This is a genomic window from Nostoc sp. FACHB-888 (assembly GCF_014696655.1).
GTDB lineage: Bacteria > Cyanobacteriota > Cyanobacteriia > Cyanobacteriales > Nostocaceae > Nostoc.
Genome location: NZ_JACJQM010000042.1, coordinates 35,593 through 57,177, shown reverse-complemented (window position 1 = coordinate 57,177; position 21,585 = coordinate 35,593). Strand labels below are relative to the sequence as shown.

At 39.3% G+C, this 21,585-nt stretch carries 18 protein-coding genes, 1 tRNA gene and 2 pseudogenes; 6 read left to right on the top strand and 15 right to left on the bottom strand.

The features are described 5' to 3' along the window. A pseudogene (locus H6G26_RS23130) lies at window positions 1-659 on the bottom strand (photosystem II D2 protein (photosystem q(a) protein)); the annotation flags it as partial. Window positions 660-1,002: 343 nt separating this feature from the next. On the opposite strand from H6G26_RS23130, the gene H6G26_RS23125 reads away from it, so the two are divergent. The 5 genes and pseudogenes from H6G26_RS23125 to H6G26_RS23105 all read left to right on the top strand — a co-directional run bounded on the left by H6G26_RS23125 (window position 1,003) and on the right by H6G26_RS23105 (window position 4,097). Beyond that, a complete protein-coding gene (locus tag H6G26_RS23125) occupies window positions 1,003-1,275 on the top strand; it encodes a hypothetical protein (protein WP_190731518.1) in 273 nt (90 codons plus the stop codon). A 13-nt stretch (window positions 1,276-1,288) separates the two neighbouring features. Beyond that, on the top strand, window positions 1,289-1,966 hold the full coding sequence (locus H6G26_RS23120; protein ID WP_190731516.1) for an energy-coupling factor ABC transporter ATP-binding protein: 678 nt from the start codon (window positions 1,289-1,291) through the stop codon (window positions 1,964-1,966). A 291-nt stretch (window positions 1,967-2,257) separates the two neighbouring features. Next, on the top strand, window positions 2,258-2,809 hold the full coding sequence (locus H6G26_RS23115) for an NYN domain-containing protein (protein ID WP_190731514.1): 552 nt from the start codon (window positions 2,258-2,260) through the stop codon (window positions 2,807-2,809). Between the two features lie 144 nt (window positions 2,810-2,953). Then, a tRNA-Asn gene (locus tag H6G26_RS23110) sits at window positions 2,954-3,025 on the top strand. Between the two features lie 24 nt (window positions 3,026-3,049). Beyond that, window positions 3,050-4,097: pseudogene (locus H6G26_RS23105) on the top strand (aminotransferase class V-fold PLP-dependent enzyme). A gap of 451 nt (window positions 4,098-4,548) precedes the next feature. Here the strand turns inward: H6G26_RS23105 and H6G26_RS23100 are convergent. Continuing rightward, window positions 4,549-5,388, bottom strand: a complete 840-nt coding sequence (locus H6G26_RS23100; RefSeq protein ID WP_190731530.1) for a M56 family metallopeptidase — start codon at window positions 5,386-5,388, stop codon at window positions 4,549-4,551. After that, complete coding sequence (locus tag H6G26_RS23095) at window positions 5,388-5,807, bottom strand: BlaI/MecI/CopY family transcriptional regulator (RefSeq protein WP_190731512.1); 420 nt, start codon at window positions 5,805-5,807, stop codon at window positions 5,388-5,390. The genes H6G26_RS23100 and H6G26_RS23095 overlap by 1 nt, the downstream gene beginning before the upstream one ends. A gap of 334 nt (window positions 5,808-6,141) precedes the next feature. On the opposite strand from H6G26_RS23095, the gene H6G26_RS23090 reads away from it, so the two are divergent. Further along, window positions 6,142-6,876, top strand: coding sequence for a 2-phosphosulfolactate phosphatase family protein (locus H6G26_RS23090; RefSeq protein ID WP_190731510.1), 735 nt, complete (start codon window positions 6,142-6,144; stop codon window positions 6,874-6,876). Window positions 6,877-6,893: 17 nt separating this feature from the next. On the opposite strand, the gene rfbD is transcribed toward H6G26_RS23090, so the two are convergent. The 12 genes from rfbD to H6G26_RS23030 all read right to left on the bottom strand — a co-directional run bounded on the left by rfbD (window position 6,894) and on the right by H6G26_RS23030 (window position 21,577). Further along, a complete protein-coding gene (gene rfbD, locus H6G26_RS23085) occupies window positions 6,894-7,814 on the bottom strand; it encodes a dTDP-4-dehydrorhamnose reductase (protein WP_190731508.1) in 921 nt (306 codons plus the stop codon). Window positions 7,815-7,976: 162 nt separating this feature from the next. Then, window positions 7,977-8,522 (bottom strand): dTDP-4-dehydrorhamnose 3,5-epimerase, encoded by a 546-nt coding sequence (rfbC, locus tag H6G26_RS23080; protein WP_190731506.1) that lies wholly within the window; start codon window positions 8,520-8,522, stop codon window positions 7,977-7,979. A 114-nt stretch (window positions 8,523-8,636) separates the two neighbouring features. After that, window positions 8,637-9,713 carry a glucose-1-phosphate thymidylyltransferase gene (locus tag H6G26_RS23075; protein WP_190731505.1) on the bottom strand — a complete coding sequence of 359 codons (1,077 nt, stop codon included), beginning with the start codon at window positions 9,711-9,713 and terminating at the stop codon, window positions 8,637-8,639. Window positions 9,714-9,811: 98 nt separating this feature from the next. After that, window positions 9,812-10,906 (bottom strand): glycosyltransferase family 1 protein, encoded by a 1,095-nt coding sequence (locus H6G26_RS23070; RefSeq protein ID WP_190731503.1) that lies wholly within the window; start codon window positions 10,904-10,906, stop codon window positions 9,812-9,814. Next, window positions 10,906-12,066, bottom strand: coding sequence for a glycosyltransferase family 1 protein (locus H6G26_RS23065; protein ID WP_190731501.1), 1,161 nt, complete (start codon window positions 12,064-12,066; stop codon window positions 10,906-10,908). Before H6G26_RS23065 ends, H6G26_RS23070 begins: the two co-directional genes overlap by 1 nt. 8 nt (window positions 12,067-12,074) lie before the next feature. Beyond that, window positions 12,075-13,046 carry a GDP-mannose 4,6-dehydratase gene (locus H6G26_RS23060; RefSeq protein WP_190731499.1) on the bottom strand — a complete coding sequence of 324 codons (972 nt, stop codon included), beginning with the start codon at window positions 13,044-13,046 and terminating at the stop codon, window positions 12,075-12,077. A 354-nt stretch (window positions 13,047-13,400) separates the two neighbouring features. Further along, on the bottom strand, window positions 13,401-13,769 hold the full coding sequence (locus tag H6G26_RS23055; protein ID WP_190731497.1) for an EamA family transporter: 369 nt from the start codon (window positions 13,767-13,769) through the stop codon (window positions 13,401-13,403). A 40-nt stretch (window positions 13,770-13,809) separates the two neighbouring features. After that, window positions 13,810-16,125, bottom strand: coding sequence for a hypothetical protein (locus H6G26_RS23050; RefSeq protein WP_190731495.1), 2,316 nt, complete (start codon window positions 16,123-16,125; stop codon window positions 13,810-13,812). 110 nt (window positions 16,126-16,235) lie between these two features. Further along, the gene (locus tag H6G26_RS23045; RefSeq protein ID WP_242053835.1) at window positions 16,236-17,222 is read right to left on the bottom strand and encodes a glycosyltransferase; all 987 of its coding nucleotides are present in this window, start codon (window positions 17,220-17,222) and stop codon (window positions 16,236-16,238) included. Window positions 17,223-17,682: 460 nt separating this feature from the next. Next, window positions 17,683-18,987, bottom strand: coding sequence for a glycosyltransferase (locus H6G26_RS23040; protein WP_190731493.1), 1,305 nt, complete (start codon window positions 18,985-18,987; stop codon window positions 17,683-17,685). Next, the gene (locus tag H6G26_RS23035) at window positions 18,984-20,030 is read right to left on the bottom strand and encodes a glycosyltransferase family 4 protein (RefSeq protein WP_190731491.1); all 1,047 of its coding nucleotides are present in this window, start codon (window positions 20,028-20,030) and stop codon (window positions 18,984-18,986) included. Before H6G26_RS23035 ends, H6G26_RS23040 begins: the two co-directional genes overlap by 4 nt. Continuing rightward, window positions 20,027-21,577 (bottom strand): methyltransferase domain-containing protein, encoded by a 1,551-nt coding sequence (locus H6G26_RS23030; protein ID WP_347242495.1) that lies wholly within the window; start codon window positions 21,575-21,577, stop codon window positions 20,027-20,029. Before H6G26_RS23030 ends, H6G26_RS23035 begins: the two co-directional genes overlap by 4 nt. Window positions 21,578-21,585: the final 8 nt, after the last annotated feature.

Sequence of the window (21,585 nt, the reverse complement as noted above, 5' to 3'; positions counted from 1 at the left end):
GTATTTTCGACTGTGGCTCCGTGAATGGCACACAACAAAGCACCACCTAATACACCAGCAACACCCATCATGTGGAAGGGGTTGAGTGTCCAGTTGTGGAACCCTTGCAGGAATAGCAGGAACCGGAAGATTGCAGCTACGCCAAAGCTGGGTGCAAAGAACCAGCTTGATTGTCCCAAGGGGTACATCAGGAATACACTGACAAATACTGCAATGGGAGCGGAGAAGGCGAGAGCGTTGTAAGGACGGATACCTACTAGACGCGCTATTTCAAACTGCCGCAACATGAAGCCAATCAAACCAAAGGCTCCGTGTAGGGCAACGAATGGCCACAACCCACCCAATTGGAACCAACGGGTAAGGTTACCTTGAGCTTCTGGTCCCCACAACAGCAATAGGGAGTGTCCCATGCTATCGGCGGGGGTAGATACTGCCACTGTTAGGAAGTTAGCGCCTTCTAGGTAGGAGGAGGCTAACCCGTGCGTGTACCAAGAGGTGACGAAGGTGGTGCCAGTTAGCCAACCGCCTAGTGCTAGGAAGGCGCAGGGGAACAATAGTATCCCTGACCAACCTACGAATACGAAGCGATCGCGCTTGAGCCAGTCGTCTAGAACGTCAAACCACCCTCTACTGGGAGCGCGTCCAACTGCGATGGTCATTAGAGCAAATCTCCAAATGTTTATAAGTACAGGTTGTATCTGTATTATAGATGGCTAAATAAAAGCCTTCCATAATCAGAAAGTTAACCGGGTTATTAACCTAGTTTACAAATTTTTACACACCTTTAATCATATTAGGTGAAAATCGTTAATTTTTCCAGGGGTTTTGTAATAAAAATTATTTTTTGATTGAGATTGAGGTGGGGAGATGAGGGAGCAGGGTAGAGAAAAATTAATAAATGTTCCATGCCCAGTCCCCAATCCCCAGTTCTCAATGCCCATTTCCCTAGAATCAGTCAGCTGACGCTAAAATGAGTCCACAGTTAAATTTGATTATTGCTAAATGTTTACCATCGATTTAAGCATCAGAAACACTGCTTTCCCGATCTCAGTACAACGTAAGTCAGCAGAGGATGCTGAGGCTATCTATCAGCTAATTTTGGCAGCAATACGCTCTGGTAACCCTGACATTGTAGAACTCAAGTGTGAGGGCAAGACAGAGAAAAAAATTGCTGTTCGCGCTAGTGAAATTTCTGGGGTGCAGATTGTTCAGAAAGATGGTACAACCCCAGGTGGTGGCAGACCACCTGGCTTTTTTGCTGTAGCTGCTGAGTAACCAAGGTTGACAAATGGCTCAAGTGGGCATTGAGGTCAAGGATTTAAATTTCAGTTGGCCTAATGGAGAGAAGGTTATCGAATCTTGCTCTTTAGAAGTACCCAAGGGCGAGTTTTGGATGCTCTTGGGTACAAATGGCAGTGGTAAATCAACCTTACTTAGACTGCTGGCAGGGCTATTAGTTCCTGAATCAGGCGAAATTAAAGTTTTGCACCCCGTTGGCTTTGTCTTCCAGAATCCGGATCATCAATTGGTCATGCCAACGGTTGGTGCTGATGTGGCTTTTGGATTAGTGGAAGAAAAGTTGCCACCTGCTGCCACTAGAGCAAGGGTTGAGGAGGCGCTAGGAGCTGTAAATTTGCTTACCTTTCTACGACGTCCCATTTATGCGCTCTCTGGGGGACAGAAACAGCGAGTCGCGATCGCAGGTGCGATCGCCCGTCGCTGCGAAGTCTTATTATTAGATGAACCAACTGCTTTGCTAGATCCAGATAGCCAGTTGGATTTAGTTGCTAGTGTGCGCCGCCTTGTCAAAAGTCGAGGTATAACAGCTCTGTGGGTGACACATCGATTAGACGAGTTAAATTACTGTGACGGCGCTTTCTTGCTAGAAAAAGGCTCTCTGGTAGATAGGGGTGAAGCTCAACGCCTCAAAGAACGTCTAATGGAGGTACACAGTGAAGCTCCTTAATTGAGTGCTGAGTGAAGTAAAAAGTACTCAGCCTTTAATAGCCGTACATATTCCGCCCTTAATAGCTGATCTTTTAACTCAGCACTCTTCATTTTCATCACTAGTGAAAAAAACTAAAACGCGCCTTTTAAACAAAGGCGCGTTTTGAGTTGGTGCGTCTGTGTGAGGTTTTAATTTTGTGAGGCTGCCATATTTTTTATTCTATGTAGCATAGTGTTACATACAATGCATCAATTATTATAAAACTTATGAATGAATTTTGTTAACTCTAGAAAATTGTGATCAAAAACCATGCCCCGTTCCTTACTCCAAGCCGTTTTGTTAGTAGACGGCTACAATATAATAGGCGCTTGGCCTTGCCTTAAAAAAACGCGTGATAGTGTTGGACTAGAGGCAGCACGGGGTGAACTTGTGGAAGCGATGACTGGTTATAGTGCGTTTCAAGGTTATGCAACTCAAATAGTTTTTGATGCCCAATATCAGAACTCCTCTAGCAATAAAGAAATAATTACTGAGCTTTTATCAGTTTATTACACTGATTTTGGGCAGACAGCAGATACTTATATTGAAAAATCCTGTGCGTCTATGCGCCAGCAAATAGCCCAATCATTGATTTCGCGTGTGATTGTTGCTACATCAGATCGGGCACAGCAGTTGATGATACAGGGTTATGGGGCTGAATGGCTGTCGGCACAACAACTTTGTGGGGAAGTGGAAGCTACTGTCTGTCGAATGCGGCAAAAGTATCATACGCGCAAACAATCTAAGAGTAGGTTTTTAGCTAATGCCATTGATGCTAAGGCGCGACAGCGTCTGGCTGAATTACGAATGGGATTACAGTAAATAGTTAGTATTTAAGAGTCTCTGCCTAAGTTTTTGAATTGATTTTGGCTGTAAAAATTCTATTAATTAAGTATCTAAAAAAAATATTGGCGAAAGTACTTGCCAAATCCAATTTTTAGCCCTAAGATTATAAATCGTGAGTGGTCCTCAGTAGCTCAGTGGTAGAGCGATCGACTGTTAATCGATTGGTCGCTGGTTCGAATCCAGCCTGGGGAGTTTATCAGTTTTGGATTTTAAATTTTGGATTCTAGATTATCCATTAGAGACTTATGGTCGCTTGATTCGGCTGTGACGTTTCTGAATCATGGGTCTTTTGGTGCTTGTCCTAAACAAGTGCTGGAGTTTCAACAACGTTTGAGGTTGAAACTAGAACAAGAACCCCTACGCTTTTTTGGTAGAGAGTGGGAACCATTATTAGACGATGCAAAAAGTAAGCTAGCGGCGTTTGTGGGTGCTGATACCCAAGATTTGGTATTTGTCCCCAATGCAACCACTGGCGTTAATTCTGTGTTAAGGTCGCTGACGTTTTCACCAGAGGACGAAATACTTACAACCAACCACGAATATAATGCTTGCCGCAATGCATTTGATTTTATTGCCAGTCGTATTGGGGGCGGGTGGTAGTGGCAAAAATTCCTTTCCCCATTGACTCGCCATAGCAAGTAATCGCAGCAGTAATTAAGCAAGTTTCACCAAAAACCAGATTAGCACTTTTGGATCATGTTACCAGCCAGACAGGGTTAATCTTCCCGATTCAAGAGTTGGTAAAGTAGTTGCAACAACGGGGTATAGATACATTAATAGATGGTGCCCGTGCACCTGGAATGATCTCCCTTAATTTACGAGAAATTGGCGCTATTACACCGGGAATTGTCATAAATGGCTGTGTGCCCCCAAAGGGGCAGCATTTTTGTATGTGCGACGAGATAAACAGTTAGAAATTCGTCCTCTGACAATTAGCCACGGTACAAATTCGCCACGCACTGATAAAACCCGCTTTCAGCTGGCGTTGCAGGGAAGACGGCTACTTTGTGAAACGCTGGAAGTGCAGCCGCCTTGTCCAGAGGAGATGATTGGTTTAATGGCGGTTGTGCCATTGCCTACGATTTTGGAAAACCGCGATTTCATGTCTATACATGATGAGTTGTTTGATAAGTTTGGTATTCAAGTACAGGTGATGCCGTGGCAAGAACAACCTCGGCTGTTGGTAAGGATTTCGGCGCAGATTTACAATACTTTAGAGGAGTATGAGTATTTGGCAAAGGTGTTAAAGGGATTGTGCTGTTAATCTAGTTTAGGAAACTGGCGATCGCTCTCTCCTGCGCCAAATAATCCACGGGGAAACTCCCACGCAGCAAGACAAAGGTATTATCCGCAAACTAACGCGAAAAGAAATCTTGACTCAAGAAGGCAATGCTTTTCAAGTGCCTTTGGTGCAAAAATATATAGAACAGTTAATAGAAGAAGAATAAGCGTAATTCCTAATTCGTAATTACCGCTTGTTAATTTGTTCCGATCGCAATATTTGTTACAAACACTACGATTTTCGTTACAAACAATACGTTTTCATCACCAACGCTACGATTTTCGTTACAATCACTACGATTTCTGTTACAAACAATCTGATTTTTGTTACAAACACAATAATTTCGTTACAATCAATACGTTTTTATTACCAACGCTACGATTTTCGTTACAAACATCACGATTTTGTGCTGTAGTAGCTTGCTAAATTCAACTTAACTATGAAATATCACAGTCAGTAAAGGCAGGAACGCCAACAGAAAGCCATGCCAGGATTGTAATTGAGCTTCTGGTGTTGGTTCTGGTGGTGCTAATAGAGCTTCTACTCTTTGTTCTAAGCGATCTGCACCAGAGGAACCTAATGCAGCACAGCAAATTTCTGATAAGACGGGGCCGCTACTAACTACTAATAAAAGTGATTCTGCTAACACCAGAGGATCTACCTGCAATGCTGCATAACCATCAGCACGGAGTTCGCGCAAAGCTAAAAGTTCTTCCCACAAAGGCTCTGTATTTGGCAACCATGCAGTGCAAGAACGCACCCAACCCAGCCAGAAAAACCAGAATGTATCCCTGTAATAGTGATGCCCTTGTTCATGGGCTAAGACGCTTTCTAAATGAGCGGGTGAGAGAGTTTGCACTAATCCTTGGCTAACCACTAGTTCTGGTTGCCAAAAACCGATTTGACCTGCAAACAACGCGCCCGTTTGCAGCAGTCTGGCTCGTCTATCGCCAACAATCACTAAAGGGCAGTTACGGGCAGATTTTACAGACTGCCAACCCTGCAAGGCAAGTTTAATGCATGAAATGGCAAAAAATGCTAAATAAATTAATGCTAGTAAATAGCTAATTGAGCCTGTGTACATTCCGCCCATTTGTCCTTGAGGCCCCATGAACAGCACAGCGATCGCAGTCATGAAAATTAGCAAGGGCGGAAAGAGAAACAAAAATAGTGATCGCTGCCACCGCAGATTCCAATTACCTTGGCGTTGATTCCAAGCGGATCTTAACCACCAAGCAACTGCCAAAGCATTCAAAATCATTATCAGATGCATCATTTTTCCTCCCTAGCTTGGCGTGCAGATTGAATACGTTTGGCGATCGCTGCTATTTGCTCACTAGCTGCTTCATCTAGGCTATCAGCAAAGGCTGCGACAACATCGGGGTTACCCACCGCTAGAAATCGCTGTAACTGTTCGTGAGCTTTGATAACTTCTGATTGCTGCTTACTTAGCATTGGTCGCCAATAGAATGCCCGCTCTTTTTTGTCGCAAGCTAGCCAACCTTTATCAGTGAGGCGACGTAAGACGGTGGTGACAGAAGTATACGCTAATTCGCGGTTGGGATCAGCCAGAATGCGATCGTGTACATCCTTTACTGTGGCTGAACCAAGTTCCCAGATGATATTTAAAATTTCCGCTTCCAACGGGCCTACTGATAGTTGTTTAGGGCGGTAGTCGGGTAAAGGTGCCATAGCGATTTCGATTTGAGATTTTGGATAAGCAAAGTGGAGGTGAAAATTTCGGTTTTGTTTAGCAAACTTAGTCAGTATGCGTAGTGGTGCTAACTAAGCTTGCCAAATACAGCTTTGGAAAGCCTGTTCTTGTTTTAGATTACAGGATAGTGCAGCAAGTCTGAAAGTATAGAAGCATAAAAATGCACTTTTTGAATATTTATCTATTGAATGGGTTACATAATGCATTCTGATGATAAAAAAAGTTCTGGGAGTAATTGTAACTATAGTTAGTGACACCAACTAGGTAAAATGTTATTTGCGGCAGTAGTATTAAAGCAGGTGTATCCAGCGCGTGAAGCTATTCGTATACCACACTCCTGAATTGACTCCAACGGGTAAAGCGCCAGAATGTGCGATCGCAGTCGATGTCTTGCGAGCCACTAGCACAATTGCGACAGTTTTGGCAGCTGGAGGCGAAGCTGTACAAGTATTCAGCGATTTAGATCAGTTAATTGAAATTAGCGAAAAATGGCCCTCTGAAAAACGTCTGCGAGCTGGAGAACGCGGTGGCGCTAAAGTACCTGGCTTTGAGTTGGGCAACTCTCCCCTCGATTGCACACCAGAATTAGTGCAGGGGAGGCGTTTGTTTATCAGTACTACAAATGGCACTCGTGCCTTACAAAGAGTACAAGATTCCCCAAATCTATTAGCCGCAGCCTTGATTAACCGGGCGACGGTAGTGCAATTCCTTTTAGAGAAGCAACCAGAGACAGTGTGGATTGTCGGTTCTGGCTGGGAAGGCAGTTTCTCTTTAGAGGATACAGTTTGTGCAGGTGCGATCGCTCATAGTCTTGTACAACAAACCAAGCTATCACAAGAGGAATTAGCTGGTAATGATGAAGTAATTAGTGCGATCGCTCTTTACTCTCAGTGGCAAGATAATTTATTGGGATTACTTCACCAAGCTAGTCATGGCCAACGATTGTTGCGTCTTGACTGTCATGAAGATTTAAAGTATTGTTCCCAAACTGATATTTTAGATGTCTTGCCAATACAACAAGAGACAGGAGTTTTAAAAAGGGGATAGCGACTAGGGACTGGGGACTAGGGATTGGGGATTAAGGAAGAGTTTTCCCAATCCCCAGTACCCACTACCCTATCTTTAAGCATTTGCCGGAGTCTTTGTCGCCAATGGGGGGGATGTGTTTCTAGAACTGCTGAAATTTTTCCACAAGCAAGGACAGAATAAGCAGGGCGACGAGCTGGTGTTGGATATTCGGCAGTTGTAATGGGGACAATACGTTCAACTTTTAAAGGGAAGCCTAGCTGTTGGGCTTCTTCAAAAATGGCAACGGCAAAGTCATACCAGCTAGCAACGCCGCTATTTGTGTAGTGATAAGTGCCGCTAGTTTTTGGGGTTAACTGGGGAATTGCCTGGCCTATTACTGCGGCTATATCTTGCGCCCAAGTCGGGCTACCAATTTGATCGGCGACAACACGAATTTCTTGGCGTTCTGAACCTAGTCGCAGCATAGTTTTGACAAAGTTACTTTTGCCAAAGGTTCCATAAACCCAAGCGGTACGGAGGATGAGATGATGGGCGCAAGTTTCCCGAATTGCTTCTTCTCCAGCGAGTTTGGTTTTACCATAAATACTCAAGGGATTAGTCGCATCGATTTCCTGGTAAGGGCGATACCCATTACCATCAAAAACATAATCGGTCGAAATATGAATTAAGAAAGCTCCTAAGTTTTGGCTTTCTTGGGCAATAATTAGGGGTGCGATCGCATTAATAGCCCTAGCAAGTTCCGATTCACTCTCTGCTTTATCTACAGCAGTATAAGCAGCAGCGTTAATGATGATTTGTGGCTGCTTTGATCTGATAACGTTGCGGAGGGTATCGGGTTGAGCAAGGTCTACTGCTGGGCGTGCTACTGAGATAATATTGCCATAGGATGGAAGTATTTGTTGCAGTTCCTTACCCACTTGACCGTTGCTACCAATCAGCAAAATTGATTTAGTCATTTGTCATTTGTCATTTGTCATTTGTCCAAGAGAAGCCACGCCCACTCTTTAACTTGGTTTGGATTAGTTCGATGAAAGACAAAGGTTTTCCGCAGACTATAAAAGTAAGCTTAGGGTATAGCAAGAAGCTGGGTATCTGACAACGAATGACCAATGACTACGTTAATCAAATACTTCAGCAGTTCTCAAAGGTTTCCCGGCTTCGTCTTTAGCTGATAAAATCGGTAGCGTACTCAAAGGCCAATCTATAGCTAAATCTGGATCGTTCCATAGGATGGTGCGATCACCTTGCGGTGCGTAGTAATCTGTAGTTTTGTAGAGAACTTCGGCTATCTCTGAAAGCACAAGAAAGCCGTGAGCAAAGCCTGGTGGTATCCACAGTAGGCGTTTGTTCTCAGCACTGAGTTCAGAACCCACCCATTTACCAAATGTAGAAGAGCTTTTTCTAATATCTACAGCTACGTCAAAGATAGTACCAACAACAGCACGGATGAGCTTACCTTGAGGTTGTTGGATTTGGTAGTGCAATCCACGCAGAACGTTTTGTTTAGAGCAAGAGTGGTTATCTTGGACAAAGTTGGCAACAATACCAGTCTCTTGGGCAAATTTTCGATTGTTGTAAGCTTCAAAAAAGAACCCGCGATCATCTGCAAATACTTGAGGTTGAAATTGTAGAACTTCGGGAATTTTGCTAGGTACAATGCTCATTAATATTATAAGTAATCTGCCACAATGCTAATTGTGAGAATAATTTAATACTTGTATTTTACAGGTATTAGAATAATATTTTGACTGTGGTTTTTCTTGTTCTTAATAAGTAAATCACGTTAATTCAATTTGACAGTCATCGCCAATTAGAAATCGCAAAGCTTTGGGGCGACGGGGTGCAAGAGTTAATTGTGCCCGTTGTCCAATCACGCTATCAATAATGCGGTGATGGATTCCGGCAATTCTAGCACCTTCTAAAATGACACTGTGTTCTAAATCAGTATCAATGAGTGTCGCATTGTTGGCAATACTACTATAAGGGCCAATAAAGCAGTTTTCTAAATGACAATTGCTACCAATAATTACTGGTCCACGAATTGTGCAGTTAATTACTTTAGATTTTGCACCGATTTGGACTCGTCCTATAATTTGACTTTGGGCATCGGCTTCGCCAACAACTGATGCTGTCAGATAGGTGTCGAGAATCAATCGGTTAGCTTCTAATAAGTCATCTTTTTTACCAGTATCTAACCACCAACCTTGGAGATTGTAAGATAAAACTTGCTTTTCCTGATTAATTAGGTATTGAATAGCACCAGTAATCTCCAGTTCGCCTCTGGCGGAAGGTTGGATATTTGCAATCGCATCAAAGATGAGGTGAGAAAAGAAATAAACTCCTACCAATGCCAGGTTTGAAGGAGGAACTTTGGGTTTTTCAATTAGCTGTAATACTCGTCCTGTTTCATCTACCTGAGCCACACCAAAGGCGCTAGGGTTGACAACCGAACGCAAGAGAATCAGAGCATCTGGCTGTTGTTGGCTAAATTGTTGCAAAAAGTAACGTAACTCACCTAGTTGAATGAGGTTATCGCCCAAGTACATGACAAAGGGAGAATCGCCTAAAAAGGGACGGGCGATTTGGACTGCGTGAGCAAGTCCAAGTGGCTGGTCTTGTATAATGTAGGTGATGTTCGCTCCAAAGTATTCTCCATTTCCGGTTTTTCCTTGGACTTCTGCCCCAGTTTCTGGGCTGATGATAATGCCAATATCAGTAATACCAGCAGCGACCATTTCTTCAATGCCATACCATAAAACAGGCTTATTTGCAACTGGTACGAGTTGTTTTGCTCCGCTATAGGTGAGGGGACGTAAACGTGTACCTTTCCCACCTGAGAGAATTAGTGCTTTCATAAGGATTGAGGATTAGTTGTAAGTCATTAGTCAAGATAATCTGAAATCTTGACAAAATCCAAAATCCTTACATCTAAATTCTGGCGTTAGGTTATCTTTTACAGGTAGCGCGATAAAACTTCGCTGGTTGCTTTTCCTGTTTTTTCCCAACTGAATTGTTGAGAGTGAGTAATACCTTGGCTAGAAAGGCGCGATCGCAATGCCGAATCGGTAGCAATAGCTTGCATTGCCTCTGTAATTTCTCCGGTGTTGTAAGGATTGATCAGAATCGCCGCATCACCAGCTACTTCTGGTAAAGAGGAGAGATTGGAGGTAATGACGGGAGTACCACAAGCCATTGCTTCGAGAACAGGTAAACCAAAGCCTTCCCAGAGACTGGGGAAAACCAGAGCGATCGCTTGATTGATGATTTTTGGTAATTCGTTGTAGGGTACATAGTCAAGGAACTTTACCTGATTAGTTATACCTAGTTCTGCAACTTGGGTTTTTAAAGTAGGGGTGTAACGCAAATCACTTGGCCCTACTAACCATAGTTCATAGTCTTTGCAGTTAGGTAACGCAGCAAAAGCAGTGATCAGTGGCTGTATATTTTTGTAAGGGTCTTGGCGACCAATGTAGAGAAAGTACTTACGGGTAGGTAGATTTATAGGGAAGAAGTGAGTGCGATCATAAGCAAGGGGAATAGAGGTAATTTTGCTGGCGGGAATTTGGTAAAAATCGGTAATATCTTTAGCCGTAGTCTGAGAGATGCAAACAATGTGTTGTGCTTGTTTAAGAACTTGGGGAGTGTAGTAGCGGTGGTAGGCAGTGAGTGGTGAAAAGCTTTTAGGAAAGCGCAACGGTATCATGTCAAAACAAGTGACGACAAAACGACAATTGCTATAAAGGGGTGCTTCCGGTAACGGAGAGAATAAGAGACTAGATTTGAGGTTTTTATATATTTGTGGTAGTTTAAATTGTGTCCAAAGCAGGCGGTTAAAATGACCTTTTGTGCCGTGGTGTGGGGTTAAGTTTGGCGGGATTGAATAGCAATCAAAATCAGGATATTTTTGCGCTACTAACAGAGTAGGTTGGAAAGATTTTAAATAAGGAAAAAGGTTTTGAGCATAGTTGCCTATACCTGTTGGTTTAGACAAGAGAATAGATAAGTTAATAATTAATTGTTTGGCAGAGGTATTATCTATTATATTCATTAAATAATGGTTCTGTAAGCGTTTAATGTTTCTTTTGCTGTTCTTTCCCAGGAAAATAATTTTGCTCTGGCTTTCCCTTTATTAATTAATTCTTGGCGTAACTGGGAATTACTGATTACTCTCAGTATCGCTTCCCCTAACTCGATAGGGTTATTAGGGTCAACTAATATAGCAGCATCTCCTGTAACTTCTGGAATTGAAGAAGTATTGGAACTAATCACAGGAACACCTAGAGTCATTGCTTCCAATACGGGTAAACCAAACCCTTCATAGTGAGATGGATAAACGAAGACATCAGCTTTTGAGTAAAATAATGCAACTAATTCATTAGATAGGTAATTAAGATGATAAATTTGGTTTGCCCAAGGCGAATTTTCAATAGCCGCAAATATCGGTTCGTAATTCCATCCTTTCCTCCCAATCAATATTAATTGATGTTCAATTTTGTACTTTTCTTTTAAAAAATTAAAGGCTGTAATTATATTATTAATATTTTTTCTTGGCTCTATTGTGCTGACAAAAAGTAGATATGGCTTGGAAAAATCATAATTAGCTTGTTTTTCTAGAATTTGGGCAACTTCTTCAGACAAGTAATTAGGAGAGTAGCGACTAGCTAAAGGTGTGACATAGACTTTTTTGGGGTCTAGTTCCAAATATTCAATAATATCTTTTTTAGAGCTTTCTGAAATAGTTAAAACTAAATCTGTCCACTGTAAACATCGCTTTACCCTTTTTGTATATGTTTTTACGACTGAATCTGTATAGTTAGGATATTTAATAAAAGTTAGATCGTATATATTCATTACCTTTAAACTATTTTGACAAGGATAAACTGAGTAATTTGTACCATGTAATATATCCGGAGAACCAAAATATTTTTCCAAGTAAGATAAACTAGGTTTAAAAGCTAAATCTAATAATAAATCTGAGATTCTTACAGGTAAAGGTAAGAGATATTGTTGAGAAGAATTTTTAAAGCATTCAGGAAAAATGAAGTCACCCCGAAGCCAATTTTTTAACCCTGGTTGATAGACTACTCCTAACTGAAAACTTTCCTCTTTTTGTAATACATCAAGAGCGCGTATTAAATTAGTAATATAAAAGCCAACCCCACTAGGTTTTGAATCCACTGGGGTGGCATCAACTACAATTTTTAGCATTAGAATATTTAAGCTCCGCCGATGCTCAATTTTTTTAGATCGTAATCAACCATTAACTCAACCAATTGCTCAAAGGAATGCTGAGGCTGCCAACCTAACTCCGTCTTAATTTTATTAATAGAACCAACTAACTGCACAGGTTCATCAGAGCGATAAAAAGCAGGATCAACTGAGACATAATCTTGCCAGTTTAGACCAACGCTGTTAAAAGCACACTCAACGAGTTCTCTGACAGAGTGAGTTTCACCACTAGCGATGATATAGTCATCAGGTTGTGCTTGCTGCAACATCAACCACATAGCGTAAACAGCATCTTTGGCGTAGCACCAATCACGACGGGCATCTAGATTGCCTAATTTTAGTTCATTTGCTAAACCTAATTTAATTTGGGCAGCTGCGTGCGTGATTTTGCGAAATACAAATTCTGTCCCACGTCGAGGCGATTCGTGAGTATAAGTAATACCACAGCAGTTATAAAGGTTGTATTTCTGCCGATAGTTGACAGTCATCCAGTGAGCGTATGCTTTGGCAACACCGTAAGGGTTACGCGGACGAAAGGCGGTGCGTTCAGCTTGAGGCGATTCATCAGGTTGACCAAAAACTTCACTACTAGATGCTTGATAGAACCTGGCATCTGGCTTGCAGCGACGAATAGATTCTAAGAGGCGGGAGACACCTAGAGCTGTATATTCAGCAGTGAGAGCAGGTTGTGTCCAAGAAAGAGGAACGTAGCTTTGAGAGGCGAGATTATAAATTTCGTCAGGTTGAGCTTCCGTAATCACATCCATTAATGATGACTGATCTAAAAGATCACCAGAAAGGATTTGGATATTGCCCGAAAGGTGATTGACGCGCTCAAGATTACTGGAACTTGAGCGGCGGACTAAGCCAAAGACTTGATAGCCTTTGGTTAATAGTAGTTCAGCAAGATAAGAGCCATCTTGTCCTGTTAAACCTGTGATTAGAGCTTTTTTAGTCATGTGCTACAACAAAATTATCAAGATTGTAGAGATGTTAGCTATAAGGTATGAAAATTAGTATGGTAGCAATTAACATCTCTGGTTAAAAGTATCATGTCTACAATGGCTATATAACCGCCTGTGCAAGAGTGGGGTAAAGGTGATCAAGCTCGTTAGGCTTTTTTGAGGATATTGAACAAAGAATTTTCCTGTCAAAAACGCTGATTCCCAACATAAGCTTAAACAGTGAAAAAATTTATAGGTAAAATGGCTTGTAGTTGTTTATCTTTTCAATGCATATTTTACAAATAGTGCGGCAATGAGAGGTTTTTATTATTGATTTCTTTGATGAGGTTCATTAAATGCAACTGGGTTTTATTTTTGCCAAATTACCAAAATAACTCCACCCACGATAAAGCTCAAACCGATAAGACGGGTTACGGAAATAGTTTCTCTAAATATAAAGTAACCTAACAGAACTGAGAAAACATAAACTAAGGATATAGATGGGCCAGCAATACTTAGACTGACTCTGGTTAAAAGCATGATGTATGCTAGCGCACCCAGACCGTAGCACGCTAGTCCTAATACAAGTTCAGGTGTTGTAATGATGCTAAGAATGTGACTAACAACATTTCCAATATGAACTCTACCTAACTTTAGCGCACCTGCTTTTAAGAAAAATTGTCCTCCTACACTAGCAAGGACTGACATTAACAGTAAACTAAATTCTTGTGGTGTCACAGAAATATCCTTTAGATTCTTTAAATTACAATTTATCTTGCTATTCCTCTTCAATCGCAAGTTGCGTAAAATTAACAGTCATCTTGCGCTCATCATCTGGTGCAAAGGTAACTTTCCCGTTATTCCAATCTTTGTATTTAAAAACTACTGTATTCCATCCTGGAATACTTTGAAATTTAAGTCTACGCTTAATATTAGTATCTTTGCTGATATTAACCAGTTTGTCCAAAGTTACTCCATTAGCTTCCACAAAAACATCCTGTCCATTAATGGGATTCATAAAGCTGAAAGCTAAGGTTACTGATTTAGAATTTAGCAACTTAAATTTGAGTAAAGTTTCTGGACTTAAACCCCAGCGCCATCTACTGCCTTCATGGGTTTCTATTGTACCTAGAGTTAGCCCATTTACACTTAAGCCATAGGGTACTTGAAACTTAATTAAGTCAGCTTCGGAGAAATCTAAAAAAGGTTCAAATTTCAGACGACTTCCCAAGTTTAAGTCCACTTGATTTCTTAATTTAGAAGATTTAGGTATAAATTTAACTAGGCCAGCTCCAGGGACTTTTGTTTCTACAGTTGGCTTGCCGAAGCGTGTATAAAAATCGTTAACACAATCTTGTGGTAAAAAATCTAGATAAAGATTAATTCCTGCAAAGTCATTCAGCTTATAAAAATCCGTAAAAAAAGCCCATTCGTCTGAACTAAAACAGCGTTTTTGATGGCTTGCCTTGAAAATATCTTGAATGTCAGGAGCAAACAGTTTATCCCAGCCAGCATCAAGATATGGTTTTATTTGAGAAGTATGTAAACGCCCGAAATAGTGCCCCATAACTTTTTTCTTATGAAATCTTCTTAAAGTAGAAATTGCCATATTCTTCGAATAATATGGGCAAAGACTGTTGCCACCTACTCCATTACCTCCTACTACACAAAATGGCCAATCTAGAACTGCTTCTCCTGGTTGTTTGTTAACATAGTTCATATATTGAAGGAAGTTATTGTCAAAGGAGTAAAAAGGCCGATCGCTTAGTTTGAGTGAATAAGCAGTATAAATCTCAGTGCAAGCTAAAAATACTAAGAGCGCTGATAGTAGCTGTCTACTATATAAACGTAAGGCATTCAGATTGATACTTAGGGCAAAAATGCTAAGTATGATCGGGTAGAGAACAGTAAAACGACCTTGGACGCGACTGAAGGCAAACCAGGGAAATATCTTCAGTATGGGAAAGTGAGTCGGATGGTAAAGCAGACAAAGGAAGAAAATGAGTAGCAGAGGTATAAAAATAATAATTTTTTTGCGCCCTTGCCATAACCCGACAGATGCAATAATCAGTAAAAACCAGCCTGGACTACCAGCACCTATACCTTCTGGTGAATCGTTAAAAAATTGATCGAGATTAACTTGCCCTGGATGAAAAAACGGTAGAAAAGGAATTAGTATTCTAAGAGGATTAGCCCACCAAGCTCCACTAGGAATTTCAGTAAAGTCAAAGCTTTTTGCTTCTCTCGCAATTTGGAAAACTAGGGGTAAATTAATAAAGCTTGAAATCAGGCATAACCCCAGTAAAGTTAGGGATATACGGGGATGGGCAAAAAACTCATTTTTATAATTGCCTGCTGTATTTTTGATAAAGCTTACTAAATTCTGTCTTTTATTTATAAAATACCTGTAACCAAGGAATAAGGCAGCAAAAATAGTAGAAATTGTGAACGATGTTAAAGCACAACCAGCTATGTATCCTAATTCTTGTCCTAGAGATAGAATAAGTAAACAAGCTCTTAATAAAATAAGTCGTAGAGATACATACTGTCCTGATGTTACTCTTTTGAGTATGAGGAAGTCAGCGATTAAACTGAGGGCAGTCCAATGAAATATTGAATAGCTGACATGCTCTGGATATTTAAGAATTGCATAGAAGCTAAAGAAGGGAATCAGGAATGCAGCCCCACTAGCGCGGGCAAAGCTATAATCTTTGAAAAGTAGAATGAAGCTTCCGATACCTGTAAGCAAAACACTTAAAAGATAATAGATTTGTATCCAGGGACCAATTCCAAAAACTGAGTAGAAGATAGCATAAAAAATATCTCTTTCAATTGACCAAGGCTGAAAAACGCTGCTAGTTCCGTAAGGATAAAATACCTGATTATTAATAATATCTAGATGAGGAAAGGGTGTAAAAATTATATTATTTTTCAGGTAAAATCCTGCATACTCCCATTGCTCTGTATCACCAAATCCAACAAGTGGATCAGATAAATTTTTGATAATTAATAAACTAAAAGCCAGAGCAACACCAGAAAAAGCTAAGATTGTTAGTAAAAAATTTATATTTTTTAAATATAATTTTAAATTCATGGTTAATATTTCATTATTTTGTACAAAGTTCTTTCTCTAATTTTAGCGATTTGACTTGTCTCAGTATGTACAAAAAGCAATTACATTTTATCAATTGTAATCAACATCAATTAAGATTTAGGAATAATTTGTTGTACTTTTAAAACCAAGTATTGATAATCTCGCTGTGGCAAAAAGCCAAAATTATTTCTTCCGCTCAAAATCAAAAATACAAAAGAAAGAGATATAGTCAAAGATTGTAGTAATATAATGAAAGACAGTCCAGCTACATAAGGTGCCCAATTAGGAATAGCTACTCTAATGAGTATAACGGTTGCAATTATGGCAACACTGAACAGCATCAGCAATAAGGTTGCAATCAAAAATCTTACACCTATAATGTCTCCATATACAGAAATGGCGCTGAGTCCATGTATTACTAAAGAAACAAATTTCATCTTTGACTGTCCAGCCAAGCGCACACCACGGTTACACGGAATTTGTGTCCAGGGTATTTTTGCTTTTAGAATTCCAGCAGTATAGTGGTTCCATATTTCTGAAACAACTACAAGTCTAGATAATATCCTGTGAGGAATAATGCTGAAATTTCCTACATGTATCTCCTGACCAGTTAGCAGATGATAAAGCAATTGGTAAATTTTATAAAACACCTTGAATATCTGATTCTCAGAACGCTGATTCCTTCGAGCAAAAACTATCTTTTTATATTCTTCTGCGCTACATTTATCTATGAGTCTTAACACATCTCGAGGAGTATCTTCTCCGTCTCCATCCATCACAACAACTGCTTGACATATTATATTGGCTTCAATATAAGCTAATCCAATCGCAATGGCTCTTTGATGTCCTAAATTTCGCTTCAATTCTAAACAATTCACTTTTTGAATAGCGTTAAAATGTGCAAACATGAAACTATCATGAGCAGGTATGGTAGATGCGTCATCTATAACTAAAATTTCACATTGTATTCTTTGATTACTTAGAACTTTGTCTAAATCTCTCAGCAAAATATCTAATGATTGCCAATCATTAAAAACGGGAATTACTATCAAGATTAATTCATTAATAGATTTTTTATCATTCATAATTTGCAACAAATTATTGCTCCTTAATTTAAAAATTTACATAAATTGATAACCCAATTAAATACTTGAATACATTTTTAGAGATCGCCTACAAATCCATCTTATTTTTTTTTGGAAACATTACATCGTTGTGTCTTCCTAAAATTAGTTAATAAATTATCACAATAGTAGCGATCGCCTGACAAAATTATCCTATCTTTACAACTACATTTGCAATTAATCCAGTAATTTTAAATAATACTTCTCTATCTTCGACCACACATAATTCTTTCAACAAACCTTTTTCCCTGCAACCCTAGTTGATATCTAAATTTGCTTATCCATTTTTTCTATAGCCACCTGGAACTCATCTGCATTGGTATACCCAACTCCAGCCTGGGGCTTCAAAGATTGTCCCGCCGAAAACATTAAATTTTCCATTGACTATGAGAGGCTTGCCCATCATCCAAGCTTCCAACAACACTGTGGAGAATTAATTACTAATAAAGTATATGGCTTCCGCAACTTTTTTTATCTGCATAATATCCAGTGTTTTGTAATCCATCCAATTACTTAGTTCTTCTCCTATCTTGTGGATTAACTTATACGCTACTACACTACGTCTATACCTTTGAATCTTTTGCCCAAAGCTAATGATCGCCTGAGCATAAAATTCTGGGTTATGTTGCTTTTGTAAAAGTTGCTGGCCATTTTCTCCCATTTTTGTAAAGGATTCGGGATTCGACAAAAAACTTTTGAGGTGCTGTTGGATATCCTCAATTTCATAATTTGGACGCACAAATGCAACAGTGTCTTCTGGTTGTTCTGCATACCAGCCAACCTGTGTAACTAGACTGGGAAGTGCATGACTCCAAATCCGAAGTTGGCTCAGTGATGCTTCTCCCATAGTCGGATGGCGTAAATTAATTGCTAAATTAGCATTTGCCAAAGCTAAGTCTAACTCAGTATCCGCAACAAAATCATGTATTTTTACTAGATTACTAAGTCCTAATAGTTTTATTTGTTGCTCAATATAACTTTTATTCCAAACTTGCCCATATATATCTAAGAAAAACTGATTTTTTTCAGAAAGAGTAGATAGCGCATTGAACAAAAAATCTAACCCCCGGTTGGCACCAATATAGCCAAATACGACTAAGCGATAGGGTGCTTTATTATTTTTACTTTGTGAATTTGCTTGCCATTCAGCCATGTACGGTAGTGGTGCATAGCCGACAAACCATCGTTTCTCTTGCTTAATAGTTTGGAAATCCGCTTTTGTATGTGTGACAACTCCTACTGCATTCTCTAAAGCTAAAAATGTTAGCGGATAGAGTTCATCCATGTACTCAGTTGAAATATTACCACTCAAAAATTTCACGGTGGCTTGCTCACCCTGAATCCCGTAGTATTTTTTCATCTGAAATAAATAAGCATCTGGATTCGACTTTTGTTCTCTATGTAGATAGATACTAGTAAAAAAGTGCTGTAATTTAACATCATGTAAAACAACTAAACCTGGGCATTGACGACTAACCTGCCATATTGCTACGTGAAACTCTGAATTATTGCCTATGTGATATATATTTAAATCCGCTTGGTTAATTTCAACCCAAGGAGTATTAGCCAAATCATAATGACGCACTGTGGCGTACTTCTCTAAAAATGAACTCCAGTGCTGTTGATCTGTCCACAACACAATTTCAGCATATTTTTGCAAAGCAGGAATCAATTGAGATGTATACTCAGCAATCCCTGACTTTGCAGGCGGTAGTGGGGAAAACCAGTTAATTTTCATGAAACTAGCTTTTGAACAACTGTAGACCATGAAATGTTGAGGCTATCATAATAATCTTTTCCTGCCTTACCAAGAGTTTGTGCCCAAGAGCGATTTTCCCATAATTGATCCATAGCTGCGGCAAGAGATGTAGAAGTAGGTTCAGCAAATAAACCCGTTTCTTCATGGCGAATAAATTCTAAGGAGCCTCCTGAATCTGTGCAAGTAATAACGGGTTTAGACGCTAGCATTGCTTCCAGGGTGACATAACCATAGTCTTCATCCAACGGGGGATAAATAACTCCTAAACTTTTTGCATAAGTTCTAATTTTTTCTTCTTCACTAATTTGACCTAAAAAAACTACTCTTTTAGCAATATGTAATTTTTTAACTAAAGACTTTAAGTGTTCAGCATAAATTACTGTATCTGCTTTACCTGCAAACAATACTTTTATAGGATTCTTCGTTTCTACAAGAGCTTTAATTACAAGTTCCTGTCGTTTAATAGTTGTAAGCCTACTGGGAAAAAAGAAATAATCATTTATATCTTCACAATAAAAAAGTTCTGAATTTTTAGGAGGGTGATAAATTGGTATAGAATCTACTTGATTAAATTTCTTTAATCTTCGAGACACATTTCCAGCAATAGTATAAATAGACTTATACTCTTTTAATGCTTGATTATCAGCATTGATAATTGCTTCGCGAATTTGCACTCCGTTGGCAAAATGCATTAAATCACAATAATGTGTATGCCATAAATCATACGCTGTGCGATGTTGATGTAATAGCCACATTACTTTATTAGAATGTGGAATTAAGTATGCAGGAAATTTTAAAGCTATAACTCTATCTACCGCTTGCCCACAAGATTCTGATATATCTAGTAAGCGACAAGCCAACATAGTATCTAGAATTCGTTCAGGAGGATACCATTTAAAAGGAACTGCAACTATCTCAGCTTCATAACCAGCAGTACATAAAGCTTCAACTAAACCATCTGCTAGTATTTCAGCACCACCTCGCACAAAGGGAACTTGAGTCGTAACCACTAATATTTTCATGATTTAAATCCTATAACTGCATAGTCCATAGAACCATAAAAATATTCGTTAAATCGTTGTGTTAATTCTGAATTATCTGCTACTCTGTTCTGCTCTGAGGGGTTAAGCTTTAATATCTGTACATGAGAAAAACCATAATATTGAGCTATATACTCTATGGTTAAAAATGGTAGAGGGTTACGATGAGTTGGATCATAATAAAAACTACAGCTACCCACTAATACATTTTGTGGATTAGGTGTTTCAAAAATAACCAAACCTCCTGTTTTTATAACTCTTGCAGCCTCACCAAACAACTTTAATAGGTCTTCAAAGGGGAGATGTTCAATAATATGAAAACCTGTCACAGCACCTAAACTAGAATCAGGCAAAGATTGTAAATAAGAGAGGGCATCTTTTTCTATGACTTCCAGTCCTCTAGCTTTACACTGCTGTATCATTAGTCTGTTGATGTCCAAACCTCTAGCTGTATATCCTGCCTCTTGCAGTAACTCTAGCCACTCACCCCGCCCACAGCCCACATCTAAAATAGGTGATTCTGGCTTACCAATCTTTGCTCCTGCAATCAAGGGCAAATAAACTTTTAATCTATTTAAAATGTCTTGACGGCTACCTCTAAACTGATCTTCAAAAGCGACATAAAAAGCATCAAAAAAATGTGTATTTTCATTAACTAAGGTTTGCAACTGCTCTTGACTAAAATTTTCTGGTAAACATTTTCTTGCTTCTTCCAGAAATACTGTTATTAAATGCTTCTGCTGAATTAGATCATTTTTGAGATAACTATCGTTTCTGATGTAACGCTCATTTATTTCTTGAATTCGGGTATCTGCTGTAATTATACGATTATCTGTTGTAATTAAATGTTCATTTAGTTTCCCCACGCGAGCATCCACAGTACTTAGATGTTCATCTAAGTATTGTACTTGCATATTCATGGTATCCAAACCTTCTTGAAGACCAGTTAGCCAGTTATTAATTAAAGTATCAATAGCATTTAAGCTGTCTTCTATTCCTTGGATGCTAGTATCGACATTAACTAGGCGCTCATCCAACGCTTGGATGTGAGTATCGACATTAACTAGGCGCTTATCCAACCCTTGGATGCGAGTATCGACATTAACTAGGCACTCATCCAACCCTTGGATTCGAGTATCTACTTGCGCTTTTAAAGTCGTAATTTGTTCTATTAGCTGATAATTAAGTGCTACAGACTCTTTTAGAGAACTGATTATATTGAAATTGACTTCTCGCTCATCTTTAAAGAGAAAATTGATGATTTTTAGAATCAATTTTTGTAACTTAGTACTAAAATTAAAAGGAAAGATATTAAGCTTATCTGGCCACTTTGTACGTACACCTGAACGAGATTCGGCATTTTTAAGAAAATTTTCAATATAACTAATACTTAATTTCAGTTTTGATGTGTCTAGATTAGATTGTAAATCTATTTGTTCACAAGGTACTCGACGTTTAACTACCTCTTCACAAATTTTATGCATTAATTCGTCAACATTAATTTCAGGATTGTTTGATTCAATCATCATTTATACTT